This window comes from Gracilimonas sp. (assembly GCF_017641085.1).
Lineage (GTDB): Bacteria > Bacteroidota > Rhodothermia > Balneolales > Balneolaceae > Gracilimonas.
In genome coordinates this window covers 298,910-314,121 of the sequence record NZ_JAEPPI010000001.1, presented here as the reverse complement: position 1 = coordinate 314,121, position 15,212 = coordinate 298,910, and the positions used below count along the sequence as shown (strand labels likewise).

At 45.2% G+C, this 15,212-nt stretch carries 13 protein-coding genes; 6 read left to right on the top strand and 7 right to left on the bottom strand.

The window, feature by feature from the left end:
- Positions 1-45 precede the first annotated feature (45 nt).
- The 5 genes from cysQ to JJ941_RS01260 all read right to left on the bottom strand — a co-directional run bounded on the left by cysQ (position 46) and on the right by JJ941_RS01260 (position 8,080).
- Positions 46-819, bottom strand: a complete 774-nt coding sequence (gene cysQ, locus JJ941_RS01280) for a 3'(2'),5'-bisphosphate nucleotidase CysQ (protein WP_290961354.1) — start codon at positions 817-819, stop codon at positions 46-48.
- 16 nt (positions 820-835) lie between these two features.
- Entirely contained in the window at positions 836-2,605 is a 1,770-nt protein-coding gene (locus tag JJ941_RS01275) for an SLC13 family permease (protein WP_290961351.1), read from the bottom strand.
- 17 nt (positions 2,606-2,622) lie between these two features.
- On the bottom strand, positions 2,623-5,052 hold the full coding sequence (locus JJ941_RS01270) for an SLBB domain-containing protein (RefSeq protein ID WP_290961348.1): 2,430 nt from the start codon (positions 5,050-5,052) through the stop codon (positions 2,623-2,625).
- A 143-nt stretch (positions 5,053-5,195) separates the two neighbouring features.
- Positions 5,196-7,262, bottom strand: a complete 2,067-nt coding sequence (locus JJ941_RS01265) for a helix-hairpin-helix domain-containing protein (RefSeq protein ID WP_290961345.1) — start codon at positions 7,260-7,262, stop codon at positions 5,196-5,198.
- Positions 7,262-8,080, bottom strand: a complete 819-nt coding sequence (locus JJ941_RS01260; RefSeq protein ID WP_290961342.1) for a hypothetical protein — start codon at positions 8,078-8,080, stop codon at positions 7,262-7,264. Before JJ941_RS01260 ends, JJ941_RS01265 begins: the two co-directional genes overlap by 1 nt.
- A 27-nt stretch (positions 8,081-8,107) precedes the next feature.
- Between JJ941_RS01260 and JJ941_RS01255 the strand changes: the two genes are divergently transcribed.
- The 5 genes from JJ941_RS01255 to JJ941_RS01235 all read left to right on the top strand — a co-directional run bounded on the left by JJ941_RS01255 (position 8,108) and on the right by JJ941_RS01235 (position 12,714).
- Complete coding sequence (locus JJ941_RS01255) at positions 8,108-9,037, top strand: DUF4835 family protein (protein ID WP_290961340.1); 930 nt, start codon at positions 8,108-8,110, stop codon at positions 9,035-9,037.
- A gap of 84 nt (positions 9,038-9,121) precedes the next feature.
- Positions 9,122-9,892 (top strand): electron transfer flavoprotein subunit beta/FixA family protein, encoded by a 771-nt coding sequence (locus JJ941_RS01250; RefSeq protein WP_290961337.1) that lies wholly within the window; start codon positions 9,122-9,124, stop codon positions 9,890-9,892.
- A gap of 55 nt (positions 9,893-9,947) precedes the next feature.
- Positions 9,948-10,922 (top strand): electron transfer flavoprotein subunit alpha/FixB family protein, encoded by a 975-nt coding sequence (locus JJ941_RS01245; protein ID WP_290961335.1) that lies wholly within the window; start codon positions 9,948-9,950, stop codon positions 10,920-10,922.
- Positions 10,923-11,000: 78 nt separating this feature from the next.
- Positions 11,001-12,326, top strand: a complete 1,326-nt coding sequence (locus JJ941_RS01240) for an FAD-dependent oxidoreductase (RefSeq protein WP_290961332.1) — start codon at positions 11,001-11,003, stop codon at positions 12,324-12,326.
- A gap of 85 nt (positions 12,327-12,411) precedes the next feature.
- A complete protein-coding gene (locus tag JJ941_RS01235) occupies positions 12,412-12,714 on the top strand; it encodes a 4Fe-4S binding protein (RefSeq protein ID WP_290961329.1) in 303 nt (100 codons plus the stop codon).
- Here JJ941_RS01235 and JJ941_RS01230 read toward each other — a convergent pair whose 3' ends face one another.
- Both JJ941_RS01230 and JJ941_RS01225 read right to left on the bottom strand, forming a co-directional pair.
- Positions 12,715-13,095, bottom strand: coding sequence for a type II toxin-antitoxin system VapC family toxin (locus tag JJ941_RS01230; RefSeq protein WP_290961326.1), 381 nt, complete (start codon positions 13,093-13,095; stop codon positions 12,715-12,717). It lies immediately after the preceding gene.
- Complete coding sequence (locus JJ941_RS01225; protein WP_290961324.1) at positions 13,092-13,304, bottom strand: hypothetical protein; 213 nt, start codon at positions 13,302-13,304, stop codon at positions 13,092-13,094. The genes JJ941_RS01230 and JJ941_RS01225 overlap by 4 nt, the downstream gene beginning before the upstream one ends.
- 115 nt (positions 13,305-13,419) lie before the next feature.
- Between JJ941_RS01225 and JJ941_RS01220 the strand changes: the two genes are divergently transcribed.
- Positions 13,420-15,192 (top strand): DUF2207 domain-containing protein, encoded by a 1,773-nt coding sequence (locus tag JJ941_RS01220; protein ID WP_290961317.1) that lies wholly within the window; start codon positions 13,420-13,422, stop codon positions 15,190-15,192.
- Positions 15,193-15,212 lie beyond the last annotated feature (20 nt).

Genomic DNA, 15,212 nt, shown 5'->3' with positions numbered 1-15,212 from the left:
TTTCTAAAAAAGTATAATGTAAATTTTTCTGATGGTCAGGCTTTCTTATAAACTCTCGACATCAACATGTTCGTTTAATCCCAATAGAAAATAAGGATTTTTAAGGGATTCTTTGTTGTACACCAATGGTGAGTATTTTTCGCCGTTTTTGGATGAATACCGGTAAATGGCATCAGCTGCCGCGGTATCCCATTCCATGGTTGGTCCCAGGCGCGGATATAAATCCGCTTTCCCCTCTGCAACCAGGCAAAATTTGATTGAACTTCCGGAAGGAACCTCTTCTATAACTTTTATCCCGATCCCGGAAAGCTTTTTAGCTGTTTGGTCATCACCGTGAGAGCGACTTACCACAATTCTTGCTTCTCCCGGTTTTGCAAACGAATCGCTTTCCAGCTTTTCGGCTTCTTTGTCTGCTTCTTTCTTAAATGCTCCTATGCTTTGTTCAGCATAGTACATGACATCCTTTGCCGGCACATAAACCACGCCAAGAATGGGCTTCCCATCTTCAAGCAAAGCGATGTTAACGGTAAACTCGCCGTTCTTTTTGATGAACTCTTTCGTGCCGTCCAGTGGGTCTACCAGCCAAAACCGGTTCCATTCTTTTCTTTGCCGGAAATCAGGAATACCGGATTCTTCTGATATTATTGGGGTTCCGGGATCAATCTCTTTAAGGGCATCCACGATTATATGATGCGCTGCCAGATCGGCTTTGGTAAGCGGTGAGTCATCGTCTTTAGTGATGACTTCAACATCCGTCTGGTAAAACTCTAATATTTTTTTTCCTGCCTCTTCTGCCGTCTTAATGACTTGGTTAAGCATCAACTCTGATTATCTTTTAAAAACTCCAAATGTATGGTATTAAAGATACGGCTATTGTGGCTACGATCAAATTTAAAGGGAGGCCTATTCTGGCAAAGTCGGTGAATTTATATCCGCCTGGGCCGTACACCATCAGGTTGGTCTGATACCCAATAGGCGTTGAGAAACTGGAGGAGGCAGCTATAATCATGACCATCGCAAAAGGCATGAAATCTACCCCCATCGACTGTGCAAGTGATAAAGCGATTGGAAATATCAACACAGCGGCCGCATTGTTGGTAATCATTTCCGTTAGTAGCCAGGTGGCAAGGTAGGTCAGTAAAAGTGCAAGTGTGGGATCATTTTCAGCGAAGGATAATAGATTGGTCGCCAATTGTTCGGCTACACCAGTGTATTGCAGAGCGCTTCCAAGACCTAATGCTGAAGCTATCGCAATCAACACCCGCCAATCCACACTTTCGAGCGCTGTTGTGTACCTGAAGCACTTTGTAACGAGTAAAAGTCCACCAGCAAAAATAGCCGCCTGAAGCATGCTGAGAATCCCTGTTGCAGCCAGCACAACCATACCTAAGAGGGAAAGCGCAGCCACCCAGGCTTTCTCATAGGTCACCGGAGAAGAATCTTCTATGGAACTTACCAGGTAAAAGTCGTTGGCATTTCTATATTTTTGCACAAAATTCGGATGCGCCTCCAGCAACAACACATCACCGCTCTTGAGTGTGATATCCCCGATTTTTTCGTTGATGCGCTCCCCACTCCGAGACACCGCCAAAACAACGGCATCATATCGGTCTCTGAAGTTTCCGTCTCTTATGGTTCTCCCCATCAATGGATTTGATCTTGAAACCACCGCCTCAATCATCTTGCGCTCATTTCTGGGAGCATTCAATTTAAAAACCTGGTTGGTAGCAGGCTCTAATCCTGTAATCTGTTGCAGGTCGATAATCGAATCTACGATACCTGTAAAAATTAACCGGTCTTCCCCTCTCAGCTTTTCATAGGGCCCAGGAGCAGGAATTGCCCGACCATTTCGTTGGATTTCAATCAGGAATAAACCCGGAAGGTTTCTTAAACCGGCATCTTCAATGGTTTTTCCGGACAATGCCGTACTGTCTTTCACAATCATCTCAATGGTGTACTCTCGGGGATCCTGAAAAGTGTCCATACTGGAGCCCCTTTCCGGCAGCAGTTTATCCCCAAAGATCACAAGGTAGATAAAACCGGCTATTGCGCAGGGAATTCCAATAAGCGCCGGTTCCAGAATTCCGATTGCACGGGTAGAAGCCTCTTCAATCATCAATCCATTTAGAATCAGGTTGGTACTTGTACCTATAAGTGTGCAGGTGCCGCCCAGGATAGCAGCGTAACTTAGCGGGATTAGTATTTTGGACACAGGAATTTGAGAAATTCGGCTCCAGCGTTCCAAGGCGGGTATAAATGATGCAACAATAGGTGTGTTATTCAGGAAGGCACTCATCACCATAACCGGACTCATAATCCGTAATTGTGCCGTCTTAACCGTTCGGGCGTTGCCCATCACTTTTTGCACTATGAAGTGAATGGCACCGGTTTCTTTAAGCCCGGCCGCAACAATATACAATGCCCCTACGGTAAGCATCCCTTCATTAGAAAACCCGGAAAGTGCCTGCTCAGCGGGGATAATACCTGAAATAAAGAGAACAGCAAGCCCCCCAAATAAAACGATATCAACTGATACTGTTGTGCTGACTAATAGGATTAAACAAATCAGAATTACACACAATACCGCAATTCCTTCAATTGTCATATATAAATACTCATTAACTAATTAAAAGCTCTTTCTGCAAGTATAATAATAGTCAATGCGCTGGTAAGTGTGGCAACAGATTTTTGCAAAATTTCTCCCGCACTCTGTTTTTCAGATTCTGGCTCGGGCGCCTCATAAATCACGTTGATGCGTGCACCATCCTCAACTTTGGGATTTTGCTTGAACCATCCTTTTCGCCTAACCTGGTATATGGCGCCGTTGGCTTGTGTGAGCTGAACGTATTTATAACTGTCTTGCTGCATGCCCCCGGCTTGGTCTAAGTAGTAGGTTAAACGCTCTCCGTCTTTGAATTTGATGTAACCGTCAAGAGCAACATTTCCTGATACCAAAACGGTATTCGGAATTTGGGGTACCCGGATGGAATCACCAGACTTTACAAAAATTTCCTGGGTTCTATCTCCCTGGAGTAATTCCCGAAGGTTAATTATTACTTCCCGATCACCCCTGAATAACCTCGCCCCTGCGGCATAAGCCTCCCTGGTTAGGCCTCCGGCTCTCTCTATTACCGTTGAAAGCCTCTCATTTTCAGAAAGAATGGTATAGGTGCCGGGAAATTCAACTTCTCCTTCAATAGATATAAACCGCTGTTCATTAAAGCGTGGGTTTCGTCGGATGTACACCTGATCTCTGTGTTGAAGATCAAATGTTTTGGCGTTATCAAGAATAGGCCAGAAATGTTCCACAGAATAAAAATCATCTTTCTTTTCTGAATCTGAAGTCAACTCATGTGTGAGTTTACTGGTGAGCATGTTTTTACTCGGCGTTTTCTCTGACCGGGTGATTTCTGAATCCCCAATGTAAGCAGCTTCGGTAAATCCGCCGGCCTTTAATATCAAATCTTCCAGGCTCATGTTCTCGCTGTATTTGTAGCGGCCGGGATTACTCACCTCTCCGGTTATATTCACATATCTCTGATCAATGAGCTCAACGGTATTTCTAAAAACCTGAAGCTGATCTCTTTTTTGTAGCGTTATATTTTGGCTTAAGCCTTCATTTTCAATCAATGCCTGAAGGTCAACACTAAACACCGTGGTGGTCGAGTCATCATTGGTTCGGGTAAGTATGGCTCTTCCTAAAAAGGCGTCGTCTCGCAAACTGTCTGCGGCTAAGATCAGGTCTCTGATTGTCCTTATTTTTTCAGAAAGCTCATAAATTCCTGGTTGATTTACTAACCCTGTAATCTGCACATAGTCATCAGATACTTCTGATATCTTGAACATCCGAACTTTATCCTGATCAAAGAGCTTAACTTCTCTTTCTCCGGATAAGACCTCCTTAAGCGGATAATCAATTATTTGCCGGGCAAAGCTTGGATCCTCTCTCTGCTCAATAGGTATCACTCTGCTAATCTGAAAACGGTCTCCATAGGCTTCGGACTTCACTCCACCGGCAAACTCGATAAGCTGACTTAGTCCCTCATCAGGTTTCATTTCATAAATCGCTGGCCTACGAATTTGCCCCTGAACCGACACGGTACTTTCGCGAGGTGGGATAAAAATTCTGTCATTATTCAGTAGTGGTATATTTTGGTTATCCGTACCGTTGAGTAAAAGCTCATACAGGTCAATAGATGCTATCTGCTTACCTTCCCTGATAACCCGGACATCCCGCAGTGAACCGGATATTTTAGGCCCGCCAACTCCGTACAGCACGTTAAAAATGGTAGAATTATGGGTGAATGAATAGCCTCCGGGATTCTTCACTTCACCGAGTACAAATAACTGAATAGGTCTTAACCGGGTAACGGTTAAATCTATAAAAATGGTTGGAGGGTCTTTAAGCAAGCCGGAGTAGCTTTTTCCAAGCCTCACTTTTAAGGACTCTCTTAAGTTTGAAAGTCTTTGTCCCGCAACCGTTACCATACCAATGTTTGGGATCAAGATTCTGCCTTCCACATCTACCTGAAGCTCGTATTGGAATTCCGTAGCTCCCCAAACAGTAAGCCTCAACTGATCTTCAGGCCCCACAACATAGCCATCCCCAACAGGACCTACCGTTCTCGGTTTAAAAGGATCAGGAGTGTCTGAAAAAATATTATAGCCGAAATATTCTAAACCTGAAGTGTCTTTAGATGAGGTAGTATTTGGCACGCTATCCTGATCAGCGCTTCCACTTAAAATTATATCATCTGCGCTCGTAATATTTCCACTAAGATCTTCTAACCCGGTGCCGCTTGTATCACCCCTGTTATTTAACCTAAGATCAATCAGCCACTCCTGGATTTGCTCTTCCGAAACTCCCCTTGCACGGGCAACCCTGGCTATTTGATCCGGATCGTTAGGATTAATTCCGGCCTGCCTGGCCAGCTCCTGCGCCTGAGACAACGTTAAATTTCTTCGTGACAACTCCTGCTGTACAGAACTCTGTGCGTAAGCAGAAACCGTAAAAAAAAATAGTCCACCCAGTATCAAATAAATAACTCGCATACCCATAACATATATAGTTTAGTCTAACCTAAGTTCTCTCGTATTGTACTTACCCCTTGTTTTTCTTCCTTCAAAATAGAAAATAACCGCCAACTAGCAACGGCATATTCTCAAAAATTACGATTTATTAAAAAGCAATTATCTCAAAACTGAAGTCTTACCTGCAAACCCAAGGAGTTCTTCACACTTCCCTCCACCTTTCCAAGCCCGCTGCCAATCACCTGCGTGTCTTCAAAAATGGTGATACCGTACTTAAACCAAAGATCCATAAATTCAGTTACTTCATACTTTACAGTTACATACGCACGCTGTCCCCGATCATATAGAACCGTATTTGAAAGCACATACAACAAATCACTTTCAAATTGATATACTCTTGTTGAAAAACTTTCCGTATCGAACACAGAGACCCGGGCATCAATCCTTAGCGCATCGATCGGCTGTATGCGAACATCCTGATACATCAAAAAACCTTTTTCCCAGGAAGCCCCCGCCTCTTTATTGCGCGCGAATTCTACCCGTGAGCGCAGGCGAACTGCCGTACTAACCTGATATTCAAAATTGGCTCGAATACTCGCTCTCTTTTCCATGCCCAAGCGCAATTCTTTTATTCCCCGCTCAGTGGTTATTTCAAATTCTTCGTCCTGAAGTTCATTTCTAAGCAGTACATATACATTTAGTTTCGGGGTGAATTTCACATCAACCAGACCCAGCATATCGAAGCCGCCGGTAGCCTGCGAAGTACCAAAACGGGGAGCTGTAAACCGGTATTGGTCCACATATCCGCTCAATGATAATATTTGTGTAAGCTGATGACGAATACCAATATAAAACCCTTCCTCATTCTGAGGAGCAGAGGACCGTTCTCCAAATCCGCTTGATAGAAATGACTGAAAATCCCGCTGATAGTTCCGGTAAGAAAGTGCAAGTTCTGTGTTCTCGGCAATCGGAGCCTCCAATCCGGCAACCGCCCCTAAGCCCCCATTCTGGCTGCGTGCTATCTCTCCAAAAACAAAAGCACTCCCTGCAAGCCCCCTATAATCGACCCCTACAACCGAATTCTCAGAGCCTTCAAAATCATATAAATTACTGAGGGAAGTACCTTTTGCAATGTAGCTGCTGAATTCATTGTAGTAACCACTTACACCAAGTAGCCCAACGGGGGTATCCAATCGTGCACGGCCTCCAACTACCGTTTGATCGATATTATTTTTCCGTTCCAGTTCACTCTCTGTTCTGTGAAAGCCGGCAGAGCTTGGGAATCTTGTGGTGTCTCCGTTTATGACAGAAGCTGTTCGGGGACGATTGGAATAAAAGGCGGTCAGTTCCAGCGTCTCACCATAGGTGGCAGCAACTCCCCTGAAAAAATCCGTCTCCTGAGCAGAGGAATAGGCTTTTACCCCGCGTTCATTTTTACTGATGGTTCCTATCACCTCGCGACCCTTCCCAAAAGCACCACCGGTCCAAAGCACCAAACCCTGACCAAAGCTCAGGCTGTAATCCCCCACTACAAAATCTTTCAGTTTTCCGTTATCGGTTAAGGCGATATGGCCTGAGTTGTAATCAAATCCGGTTATTCCCTGCAGGGTTTCACCGGGATCTTTTTCCTGGGTCAGATTTATTGAAAGATGGTTACTGGTAATCCGGAACCGCTGATAATACTTGGCAGGACTCCCAAGATATCCACCAGCAGAGTCTGGTTCCCTGAAGCCTTCCCGGGTTTGCAGGTTTTGTTGATAGCGGGAAAAGACTTCCACTTTCCGGTTTGCCATCCAGTATTCAGGTCTTAGATACAAATCCCGAAATTGGGATTCAGGCCCACCGATAGTCACGTAAGGAGCCATTCGCTGATACGTTGCTTCGCCAACCCCCCGAAACTCCAGAAGTTCACGTTTCTCTTCAAAAGGCTTTGACTTTCGGAAGTCGATGATGGCCCTGGCAATTTTGAGGTTAATACCGGGCACCTGAAGCAGGTCATCCAGTCCGCCGCTGTTTACATTGACCGGATTGGCTGACAGGTCTTCCAAGAACTGCGTCAATTGCTCTCCTGCCTCCCCGGCTTCTTCCGTATCTAATTCTTCAAAAGCTTTTTCGAGTTGTTCCTCAACGCCGGTGGCTGTAGTATCTTCCTGGGCAGATATATATGCAGGGCAAATCAGTATCACCCCAAATAAAGACAGATACGCTATGGCTCTCCAACCCTTGCTCATCAAAAATAGATCATAAAATCGAGGCCCGGGCTAAAGCCCAGCACTTCGTGTTTTTGAACGGCGAAATTTATATCCCATTGCGACCTCCCGTATCCAAACCCGAGCGCGTAGGTCAATGGTCCGGTAGTAATGCCGACTCTTCCCTTCAGATTTTCGATGACTTTTACCTCCACACCTCCCCGATATGCCACCGGAAAGCTGACGTCTTTTACCACATCGAAAGCAAATAAGGCTGATTCATTAAGTGCATATGAAAATCCGATGGCTGTTTCACGAGGCAAGTCTTCCCCAATGCCATTATAGGAAGCACGATTTACGTTTATTGTTTTTGCTCCAATCCAGAGGTTGTTGGCAATCTCAGCGGCTACACCAACATCCAATCCAACGGCTCCGCCTGAACCATAATCCCCGCCGAATGAAATATGATTGTAGTTACCGGCCAACCCGAAGTGCAGCATCTGCCACTCGTTTTTATACCCAACCCTTAGTCTCGTTTCATTGAAAATATTATCTCCATACCGGTGAAAACCCACAGAGGTAACACCCAATTTTGTAGGCATACTTGCCAAAGCGGACATATCGGTGAGTTCGGAGAAACCATAATTTCGCAGCCCGTAAAATCCAATGGCAATATCTTCGTTAGCAGAGAGGGCAGGATTTGAGAACAGGGACCAATCGTAACCGGGAAGTGCCGTAGTGGCTTGTCCCATTCCTAACCCACGGGCACCCATCGAAAGCTGGGCGAAGGCAGGCAGGGAAATCAACCCCAGAATAATTCCCAAAGAAAATTTATTTAGAACGTGTCGTATTCGTATCATTAGAACCCCAAATGTCGACAAATAAATATGATCTCTCTCAGTAACTCTATCTTTAAAATAATAAAGCCCCTTATTTTTTGCGGGATATTTTTTCTGATCTCTCCTTTTACCTCAAAGGGGCAGGAATTTGATTGCACGGTTACCGTAAATATTGATCAGCTTGAAGGGTCATCATTCAATTATTTGGAGAACCTGAAACCCACCCTCGAAAATTACATTAACGAGTACCAATGGACCGAGCAGGACTTTGCCGAGGAAGAACGTATTGACTGCCAGATTCAGGTAGCCATCAACAGCGGAACCTCCGATTACACCTTTTCTGCAGAAGTGGTATTCCAGGTTCAGCGCCCTATCTACAATACCACGGCCAAAACAACTACGGTTCTGCTCAGTGATAATGCCTGGCAGTTTTCCTACCCGGAAGGAAAGAGCCTCATTCACGATGAACTCCAGTTTGATGCACTCACCGGTTTCATCGATTTCTATTGCTATACCATGCTCGGGTATGATTTTGACACTTTTTCCGAACACGGAGGCGATCCCTACTTTGGGAAAGCACAGAATATTTTAAACCTTGCAGAAAGCACATCTGCCATTGGGTGGACGCGCAGCACCAACAACCGGCGAAACAGAAATACCATGATCACTGATCTGGTTTCATCGAACTACCGGCCATTGCGAACGGCCTACTATCGGTACCACCGCCTTGGGCTCGACCAGTTTGTAACCGACCCGGAATTGGCCCGTCAGGAGATTTTAAGTGCTCTGAAAACCATTCAGGAGACCAAACGGAGATCCACCAGTAACTTTCTTTTTGATATCTTCTTTGATACCAAAGCCCGGGAAATTGCCGCTGTTTTTGATGAAGCCGAAACCGATGTACGGCTGGAAGCTTATGACGTTTTACAGAATACCGATCAGGGACATTTATCCGAATACGAAAGCTTGCAGAACTAAAATATTTATCTGCTGGTTTTGTATATTAGCCGCCCAAAAAAGCGGTTCCATAACTGAATTTATTAAGACGAAAAATTATAGCGAATGAAATTTTACGTATGTATTAAAATGGTGCCTGATGTTAACGCACCTCTTCAAATAAAAGACGGACAATTAATTCAGGATGCTGACCGGATGATTCTCAATGCCTACGATGCTTCCGCAGTTGAGGAAGCCCTGGTGCTAAAAGAGAAACACGGCGGTGAAGTTGAAGTTGTTTGCATCGGCTCTGCCAAAGCTTCGGAGACCATTCGGAAAGCGCTGGCCATGGGTGCAGACAAAGCCACCCACATTCAAACATCCGGTGATGAGCAATACGATTCCGGTTCTTACGCCCGCATACTTGCTAAATTTTTCGAGGATAAGGAATACGATGTACTTTCTCTGGGTAAGCAATCTCAGGATACCGACTCCGGCTTAACCGGTAGTATGGTAGCTGAACTTCTGGAGCTTCCTTATGCTACCAACGCGGTTGGGCTTGAAGCCGAAGAAGGTAAGCTCATCGTGAAACGACAGGGCGATTCCGGGCAGGAAATGATTGAACTGCCTACTCCATGCGCTGTTACCTGCTCTAATGATATGAATGAGCCACGCATCCCTAATCTGAAAGGAATTATGGCATCCAAGCGTAAGCCGGTTGAGCAAATCGAACTTTCTGCTTTAGGGTTAAGCGATGACGAACTGAATCCCAAAACTTCTGTAAAAGGGTATGAAGAAAAACCCGGACGCGAGCCCGGCAAGAAATTTGAGGGTGAACCGGATGAGATTGCCCGCGAAGTAGCACAGCTTCTGGATACCGAAGCAAACGTACTTTAAAACATCTCAGCTTAAGCCAAAACTGAATTCAAGCAAAAGAAATTAAACCAAACTCATGAGCACAATTCTCACACACATTGCCATCTCAGACGGTAAAATTAAGCGTTCTTCCCTGGAAGTTTTATCTCATTGCAAAAAATTAGCCGAGTCCGGTGGCCACTCTGTAGAAGCTGTTATTATTGATGAAAAAGCTTCTTCCTTTGTTGACGGAGTAAAAAAATACGGGGCTTCAAAAATCTATACCGTTGAAGATCCCATTTTCAAAAATCACATGAACACCCCATTACTGAAGGCCTTGGCTAAAGTGATGGAAACTGCCAATCCATATCTGTTTGCATTCGCTTCCACCGAAGGCACCAAAGATATTTTAGGTGCTTTGGCTGCCAACCAGGATGCAGCAGTACTTCCGGATGTTTCTTCTTTTGAACTCGGTGATAGCGGCATTACTGCCAAGCGCCCGGTAATGGCAGCGAAAATCATTGCCAATACCGAGGCAAAAGGTGATAAGATTTTAGTTTCCGTTCGTTCCGGTTCTTATGATTTAGTTGAAAATGAAACCGATGCCGAAGTTGTGCATATTGACTTCAGCATGGATGACAATGACCTTAAAGCTACGCTTAAAGAAATTATTTCTGCTTCCGGCGACACCATCGACCTGAACGAAGCGGAAGCCATTGTTGCAGCCGGACGTGGTGTAAAAGACGAAGAAGGACAAAACCTGATCTCGGAGTTGGCTTCTGTACTGAATGCGGGAATCGGCGCATCCCGTGCCCTAACTGAGGCCGGAGTTTACGACCCGAGTTTACAGATTGGTCAAACCGGAAAGGTGGTTTCTCCTCAACTGTATATCGCCGTAGGTATTTCAGGAGCCATTCAGCACGTGGCAGGTATGGCAAATTCCAAAGTGATTGTAGCCATTAATAAAGACCCTGATGCACCCATCTTCGAAGTAGCTGACTACGGGATTGTCGGAGACTTGTACAAAGTACTCCCTCCCTTCATCGAAGAAATCAAAAAAATCAAAAATTAGTAGAGAGCTATGAGTTTTGAGTGATGAGTTTAACTCTTTCACTCAAAACTCGAGACTCCTAACTCAAAACTAATCCATATGGACGAAAAGTTTGATTGTATTGTAATTGGTGGTGGAGTGGCCGGGCTGGCTGCAGCCATGACCCTCGCCCGAAACAACATGAAATTCCTGCTAATTGAGCGGGGTGAGTTTGCCGGCTCCAAGAATGTTTCCGGTGGCGTGTTGTGGGGAAGCGACCTTGCCAAACTGGTTCCCAACTACTGGGAAGAAGAAGACGGCGGCTGGGAGCGTTTCATCAATCATCGCCGGCTTACCTTTATGGATGAGCAATCTACTTTCTCCTTAGACTTTAAGTCGTCTCATTTTAATGAGCCCCCCTATTCCGGCGTTGTCGTGCTTCGGTCAAAGTTTGACAACTGGCTTTCCGGTAAAGTTCAGGAGGCCATCGATGCTTCCGACTATGCCATGGACTCCTTCATTGCTACCAATATTAAGGTGGATGAAGTACTCATGGAGAATGACAAAGCGGTAGGTATCAAAACCGGTGAGGACGAATTTCATGCCGATTCGGTAATTATCGCTGAAGGAGTAAATAACTTACTGACCCGCCAGGTTGGGCTTCAGGATAAGTATGTGCCTGCAGACCACATGCTTACCGGAATCAAGGAAATCATTCGTTTTGATCAGGAAGTGCTGGAACAAAAATTTCAGCTGAATGGACTCAGCGGAATGAGTAACGAATTTGTAGGCTGGGCAACCGATGGCGTCGAAGGCGGTGGCTTTCTTTACACCAACCGAGATACAATTTCGCTTGGTTTGGTATTGGGAATCAAAGACATGCGTGAGAAGCAGAAAAGTCCGCATGACATTCTGAATCACTTCAAAACCCATCCTACCATCGCTGACATTATAAAAGACGGCGAGATTGTTGAGTACTCGGCTCACGTGGTTTCCTCCGGTGATAAGCGAGCCATGCCCAAAGAATTATATAAAGACGGCATTCTGCTGGCCGGTGAATCTGCCAACTTGCTGATGAATGCCGGTAAAGCCATTCAGGGAATGGACTATGCGATGCGTTCCGGTATTCTCGCGGCTGAAACCATTGTAAAAGCCAAAGAAAAAGGAGATTTCACATCCACCACGCTGAAAGAATATCGCAAGGTGATGGATGAGAGTTATGTAATGAAAGACATTAATGGTTTCCAGGATGCGGTGCATCTTCTCCACACCGAAACCATGCAACAAAAGGTCCCGAATTTAGTTTGTGACTTTGGACGTCAGTTCTTCACCATTAAAAATGAGCCGACTCCAAAATCGAAAGACATGCTGAAAGGGGCGATCAAACGTCATTCATCTATCTGGGAATTGGCAAAACTCGGATTCAAAGCAGGAAAATCATTATAAGCTGACAGCTATCAGGCTTCAGCTAACAGTTTCTTCGATAACTGTTAGCTGAAAGCAGACGGCTGAATGTTAAAAAAACGGAATTATGAAAAACTTAAAACTCACGGAACGACTCGGACTTGTAAGCTATCGTAATCAGGCGAAGTCGGAGATAAAGCCACATATTGTTGTTGATACGGACATTTGTAATTCAACCTGTCCGCATAAATGTACTACCTACGTTTGTCCGGCAAATTGCTATACGATGGACGACAACGGCAAAGTTCACTTTCAGGTAGAGGATTGTATTGAATGCGGCACCTGCATGTATGCTTGTGACCAGGGAGCGGTAGACTGGAATTATCCGGACCCTGAAATCGGCCGTGGTGTTACCTGGAATTTCGGGTAATTAAAAACCCAAATTCTGAAGCTTATCATCCTTTGTAGCCAGGGGAAATTCATTCAGCAAGGCCGTGGCTACAATTAAACGATCGGCCGGATCATCAGGAAAGTCGGTAGGCAATTTTTCCTGGGCTAAAATCACATCCTGATCAATAGGTATCACTTTACAAACCTGAGGCCTTGTAGCCATTTCAATCCATTTCTTGAACGAAGGCTTCAGGTCAATCACTCCTTTTCGACCCAGCATTTCCGTCTCCCAAACCGAAGCGGCTGAAATGGCAATTTCGCGTTGCGCTGCCGACTCATCCAGTGTTTCCCTCTCCTCCTTAGTTAAAGGTCCTTCATCCAACAGCCACCACAACCAAACGTGCGTATCAAGTAAAATCATTCTTCAAATCCTGATTTATCTGCGGAAAGCCCGGACGTCGTTCCCTTTCCTTTTAAATCTTTCCAGGGAGTACCCTGAACGTCCTTCGTTTGGTTAAGCTCATTGGTTAATGACCGGATGATAAGGTCTTTGAGGCTAATGCCTTCTTCAACAGCCTTTATTTTGGCTTTTTTCATCAGTTCGTCGGGTAAATCTACAGAAGTTCTCATGACGCTAAACTATGCATATTTATGTTTATATGTCAACGTTATAACATCTTGTATTTTTTTGAGTAGAAAAGATGATTATGTATCCTTCAGAACCAAATAAATGCAATCATCGGATATGAGATTTTCGAAATTCTGCTTTCTTCTTGTCACTTTTTTCACACTGAACCTGTTGGGTTTTACAACTCAGGCAAAAGAATATTCCATACCCAAGCTAAAGGTTGAAGTCTCAGTAAATCCCGATGGTACCGTCTCCATTACCGAACACCGAACCTATGTCTTTGATGGGGACTTCTCTTGGGCCAATTACGAACTTCCAAAATCCGGCTTTTCAGCTATCCGGAATATTCAGGTTTCTGAAAACGGATCTGATTATGTAAATCTGAACTCAGAAGAACCCGGTACTTTTCTTGTAGAAGAATCAAGCCGATCATTCAATATTAAGTGGTTTTATGAGGCGGAAGATGAGGAACGAGTGTTCACTATTTCCTACACCCTGGAGGGAGCTGTGGTAATCGGGCCGGAGTGGAGTGAGTTCTTCTGGAATTATGCGGCTGCCGGGCGGGAGAAATCTACCGCTGAGTTATCAATTCTTTTTCAACTGCCTGAGGTGGTTGCCGACTCCAATTTGCATTCCTGGGTGCGTGAACCGGCCTGGGAGATAGAGTCAACTTCTTTCGATAAAGGGTTGCAATTTACCGGTTCTGATATCAGTCGTAGTCAGGCGGTAGTGATAAGGACTGTATTCCCTACTTCTGCTTTTGATCCCAACCGTATCAGTATCACCGACCGGGATTTTTCACTTGCATGGGCCCGGAATGACGAGGCCAATTACCGGGAGCAACAAATTGCGGAGGCGGAAGAACGCGAACGTATGATGACCTACGGCATTGAGTTGGCTGTAATCATTGCTGGTTTAAGCATCCTGTGCTTCATCTATTTCTATCGAAAATATGGAAGCAGACATCAGATCAATTTATCCCGCAATGAAAGCTTAATGATTCCCGGAAAGCAACAACCCGCGGCCATTGGCTGGCTTCTCATGCACCGAACGATCACGGGCGGACATGTAACGGCCACTCTTCTCGATTTAGCCCGGCGGGGATATTTTGTGATCAATGAAGCCGAACCTGAAAAAGATGACAGCTGGTTTGCGAGCACTTCCACTGAAAACACTTTCCATATAACAGACGCTCAAAAAGAGCCGGATTCAACCATGACTGAGTGGGAGTTGTCGCTGCTCAGTTTCGTAAAAGAGCGGATTTCAGATGACCATTCCGACATCAGCAAAGTATTTAAGTTTACCGATGGTGAAGTTTCCAAGTGGTATAGCAGCTGGAAAGATGAACTTAAATCCTTTGCCGAGAAACAGGCATGGATAGATGCGGAAAGCTATAAGGGAGCATGGTGGAATTTCGGCATTCAAATGATCTTCATGCTGGCAGCTTTGGCCGGTATTTTCATCCTTCACCCCGTAGCTGGCCTGGCAGCGATTGTTGTATTTGTAGCTTCAGTATTATCCCTTTCTATCATCCGCAGAACACCAAAGGGTGAAGAGTTGTACAAAAGCTGGAAAAATTATCAGGAAGCACTAAAGAATGCCAAGGATTATTCCATACCTGACCATCACCTCGGCCGGCATTTTATTTACAGCATCGCATTTGGATTGAGTAAAGATCATATCGAGCACATTTTTGAGCAGAATCCCGGGGCCGCATCCGCTATTACCTGGATAATTATTATGCCGGGAAGCGACAGTACACCGGCGAGTATCGCCACCTCGTTCAGTAACCTCGCGGCAACCGGAACAATATCGTCGGGGGGAGGAGTCTCAGGCGGGGGGGCTTCGGCAGGATCAGCCGGTGGAGGGGCTTCAGGCGGAGCGGGTTAAATAACTAATTTACTTTGCCT

Excerpts from the sequence above, each read along its gene's own strand:
- cysQ (WP_290961354.1), bottom strand. The coding sequence starts at position 819 with ATGCTTAACCAAGTCATTAAGACGGCAGAAGAGGCAGGAAAAAAAATA.
- JJ941_RS01275 (WP_290961351.1), bottom strand. The coding sequence starts at position 2,605 with ATGACAATTGAAGGAATTGCGGTATTGTGTGTAATTCTGATTTGTTTA.
- JJ941_RS01270 (WP_290961348.1), bottom strand. The coding sequence starts at position 5,052 with ATGCGAGTTATTTATTTGATACTGGGTGGACTATTTTTTTTTACGGTT.
- JJ941_RS01265 (WP_290961345.1), bottom strand. The coding sequence starts at position 7,262 with ATGAGCAAGGGTTGGAGAGCCATAGCGTATCTGTCTTTATTTGGGGTG.
- JJ941_RS01260 (WP_290961342.1), bottom strand. The coding sequence starts at position 8,080 with ATGATACGAATACGACACGTTCTAAATAAATTTTCTTTGGGAATTATT.
- JJ941_RS01255 (WP_290961340.1), top strand. The coding sequence starts at position 8,108 with ATGATCTCTCTCAGTAACTCTATCTTTAAAATAATAAAGCCCCTTATT.
- JJ941_RS01250 (WP_290961337.1), top strand. The coding sequence starts at position 9,122 with ATGAAATTTTACGTATGTATTAAAATGGTGCCTGATGTTAACGCACCT.
- JJ941_RS01245 (WP_290961335.1), top strand. The coding sequence starts at position 9,948 with ATGAGCACAATTCTCACACACATTGCCATCTCAGACGGTAAAATTAAG.
- JJ941_RS01240 (WP_290961332.1), top strand. The coding sequence starts at position 11,001 with ATGGACGAAAAGTTTGATTGTATTGTAATTGGTGGTGGAGTGGCCGGG.
- JJ941_RS01235 (WP_290961329.1), top strand. The coding sequence starts at position 12,412 with ATGAAAAACTTAAAACTCACGGAACGACTCGGACTTGTAAGCTATCGT.
- JJ941_RS01230 (WP_290961326.1), bottom strand. The coding sequence starts at position 13,095 with ATGATTTTACTTGATACGCACGTTTGGTTGTGGTGGCTGTTGGATGAA.
- JJ941_RS01225 (WP_290961324.1), bottom strand. The coding sequence starts at position 13,304 with ATGAGAACTTCTGTAGATTTACCCGACGAACTGATGAAAAAAGCCAAA.
- JJ941_RS01220 (WP_290961317.1), top strand. The coding sequence starts at position 13,420 with ATGAGATTTTCGAAATTCTGCTTTCTTCTTGTCACTTTTTTCACACTG.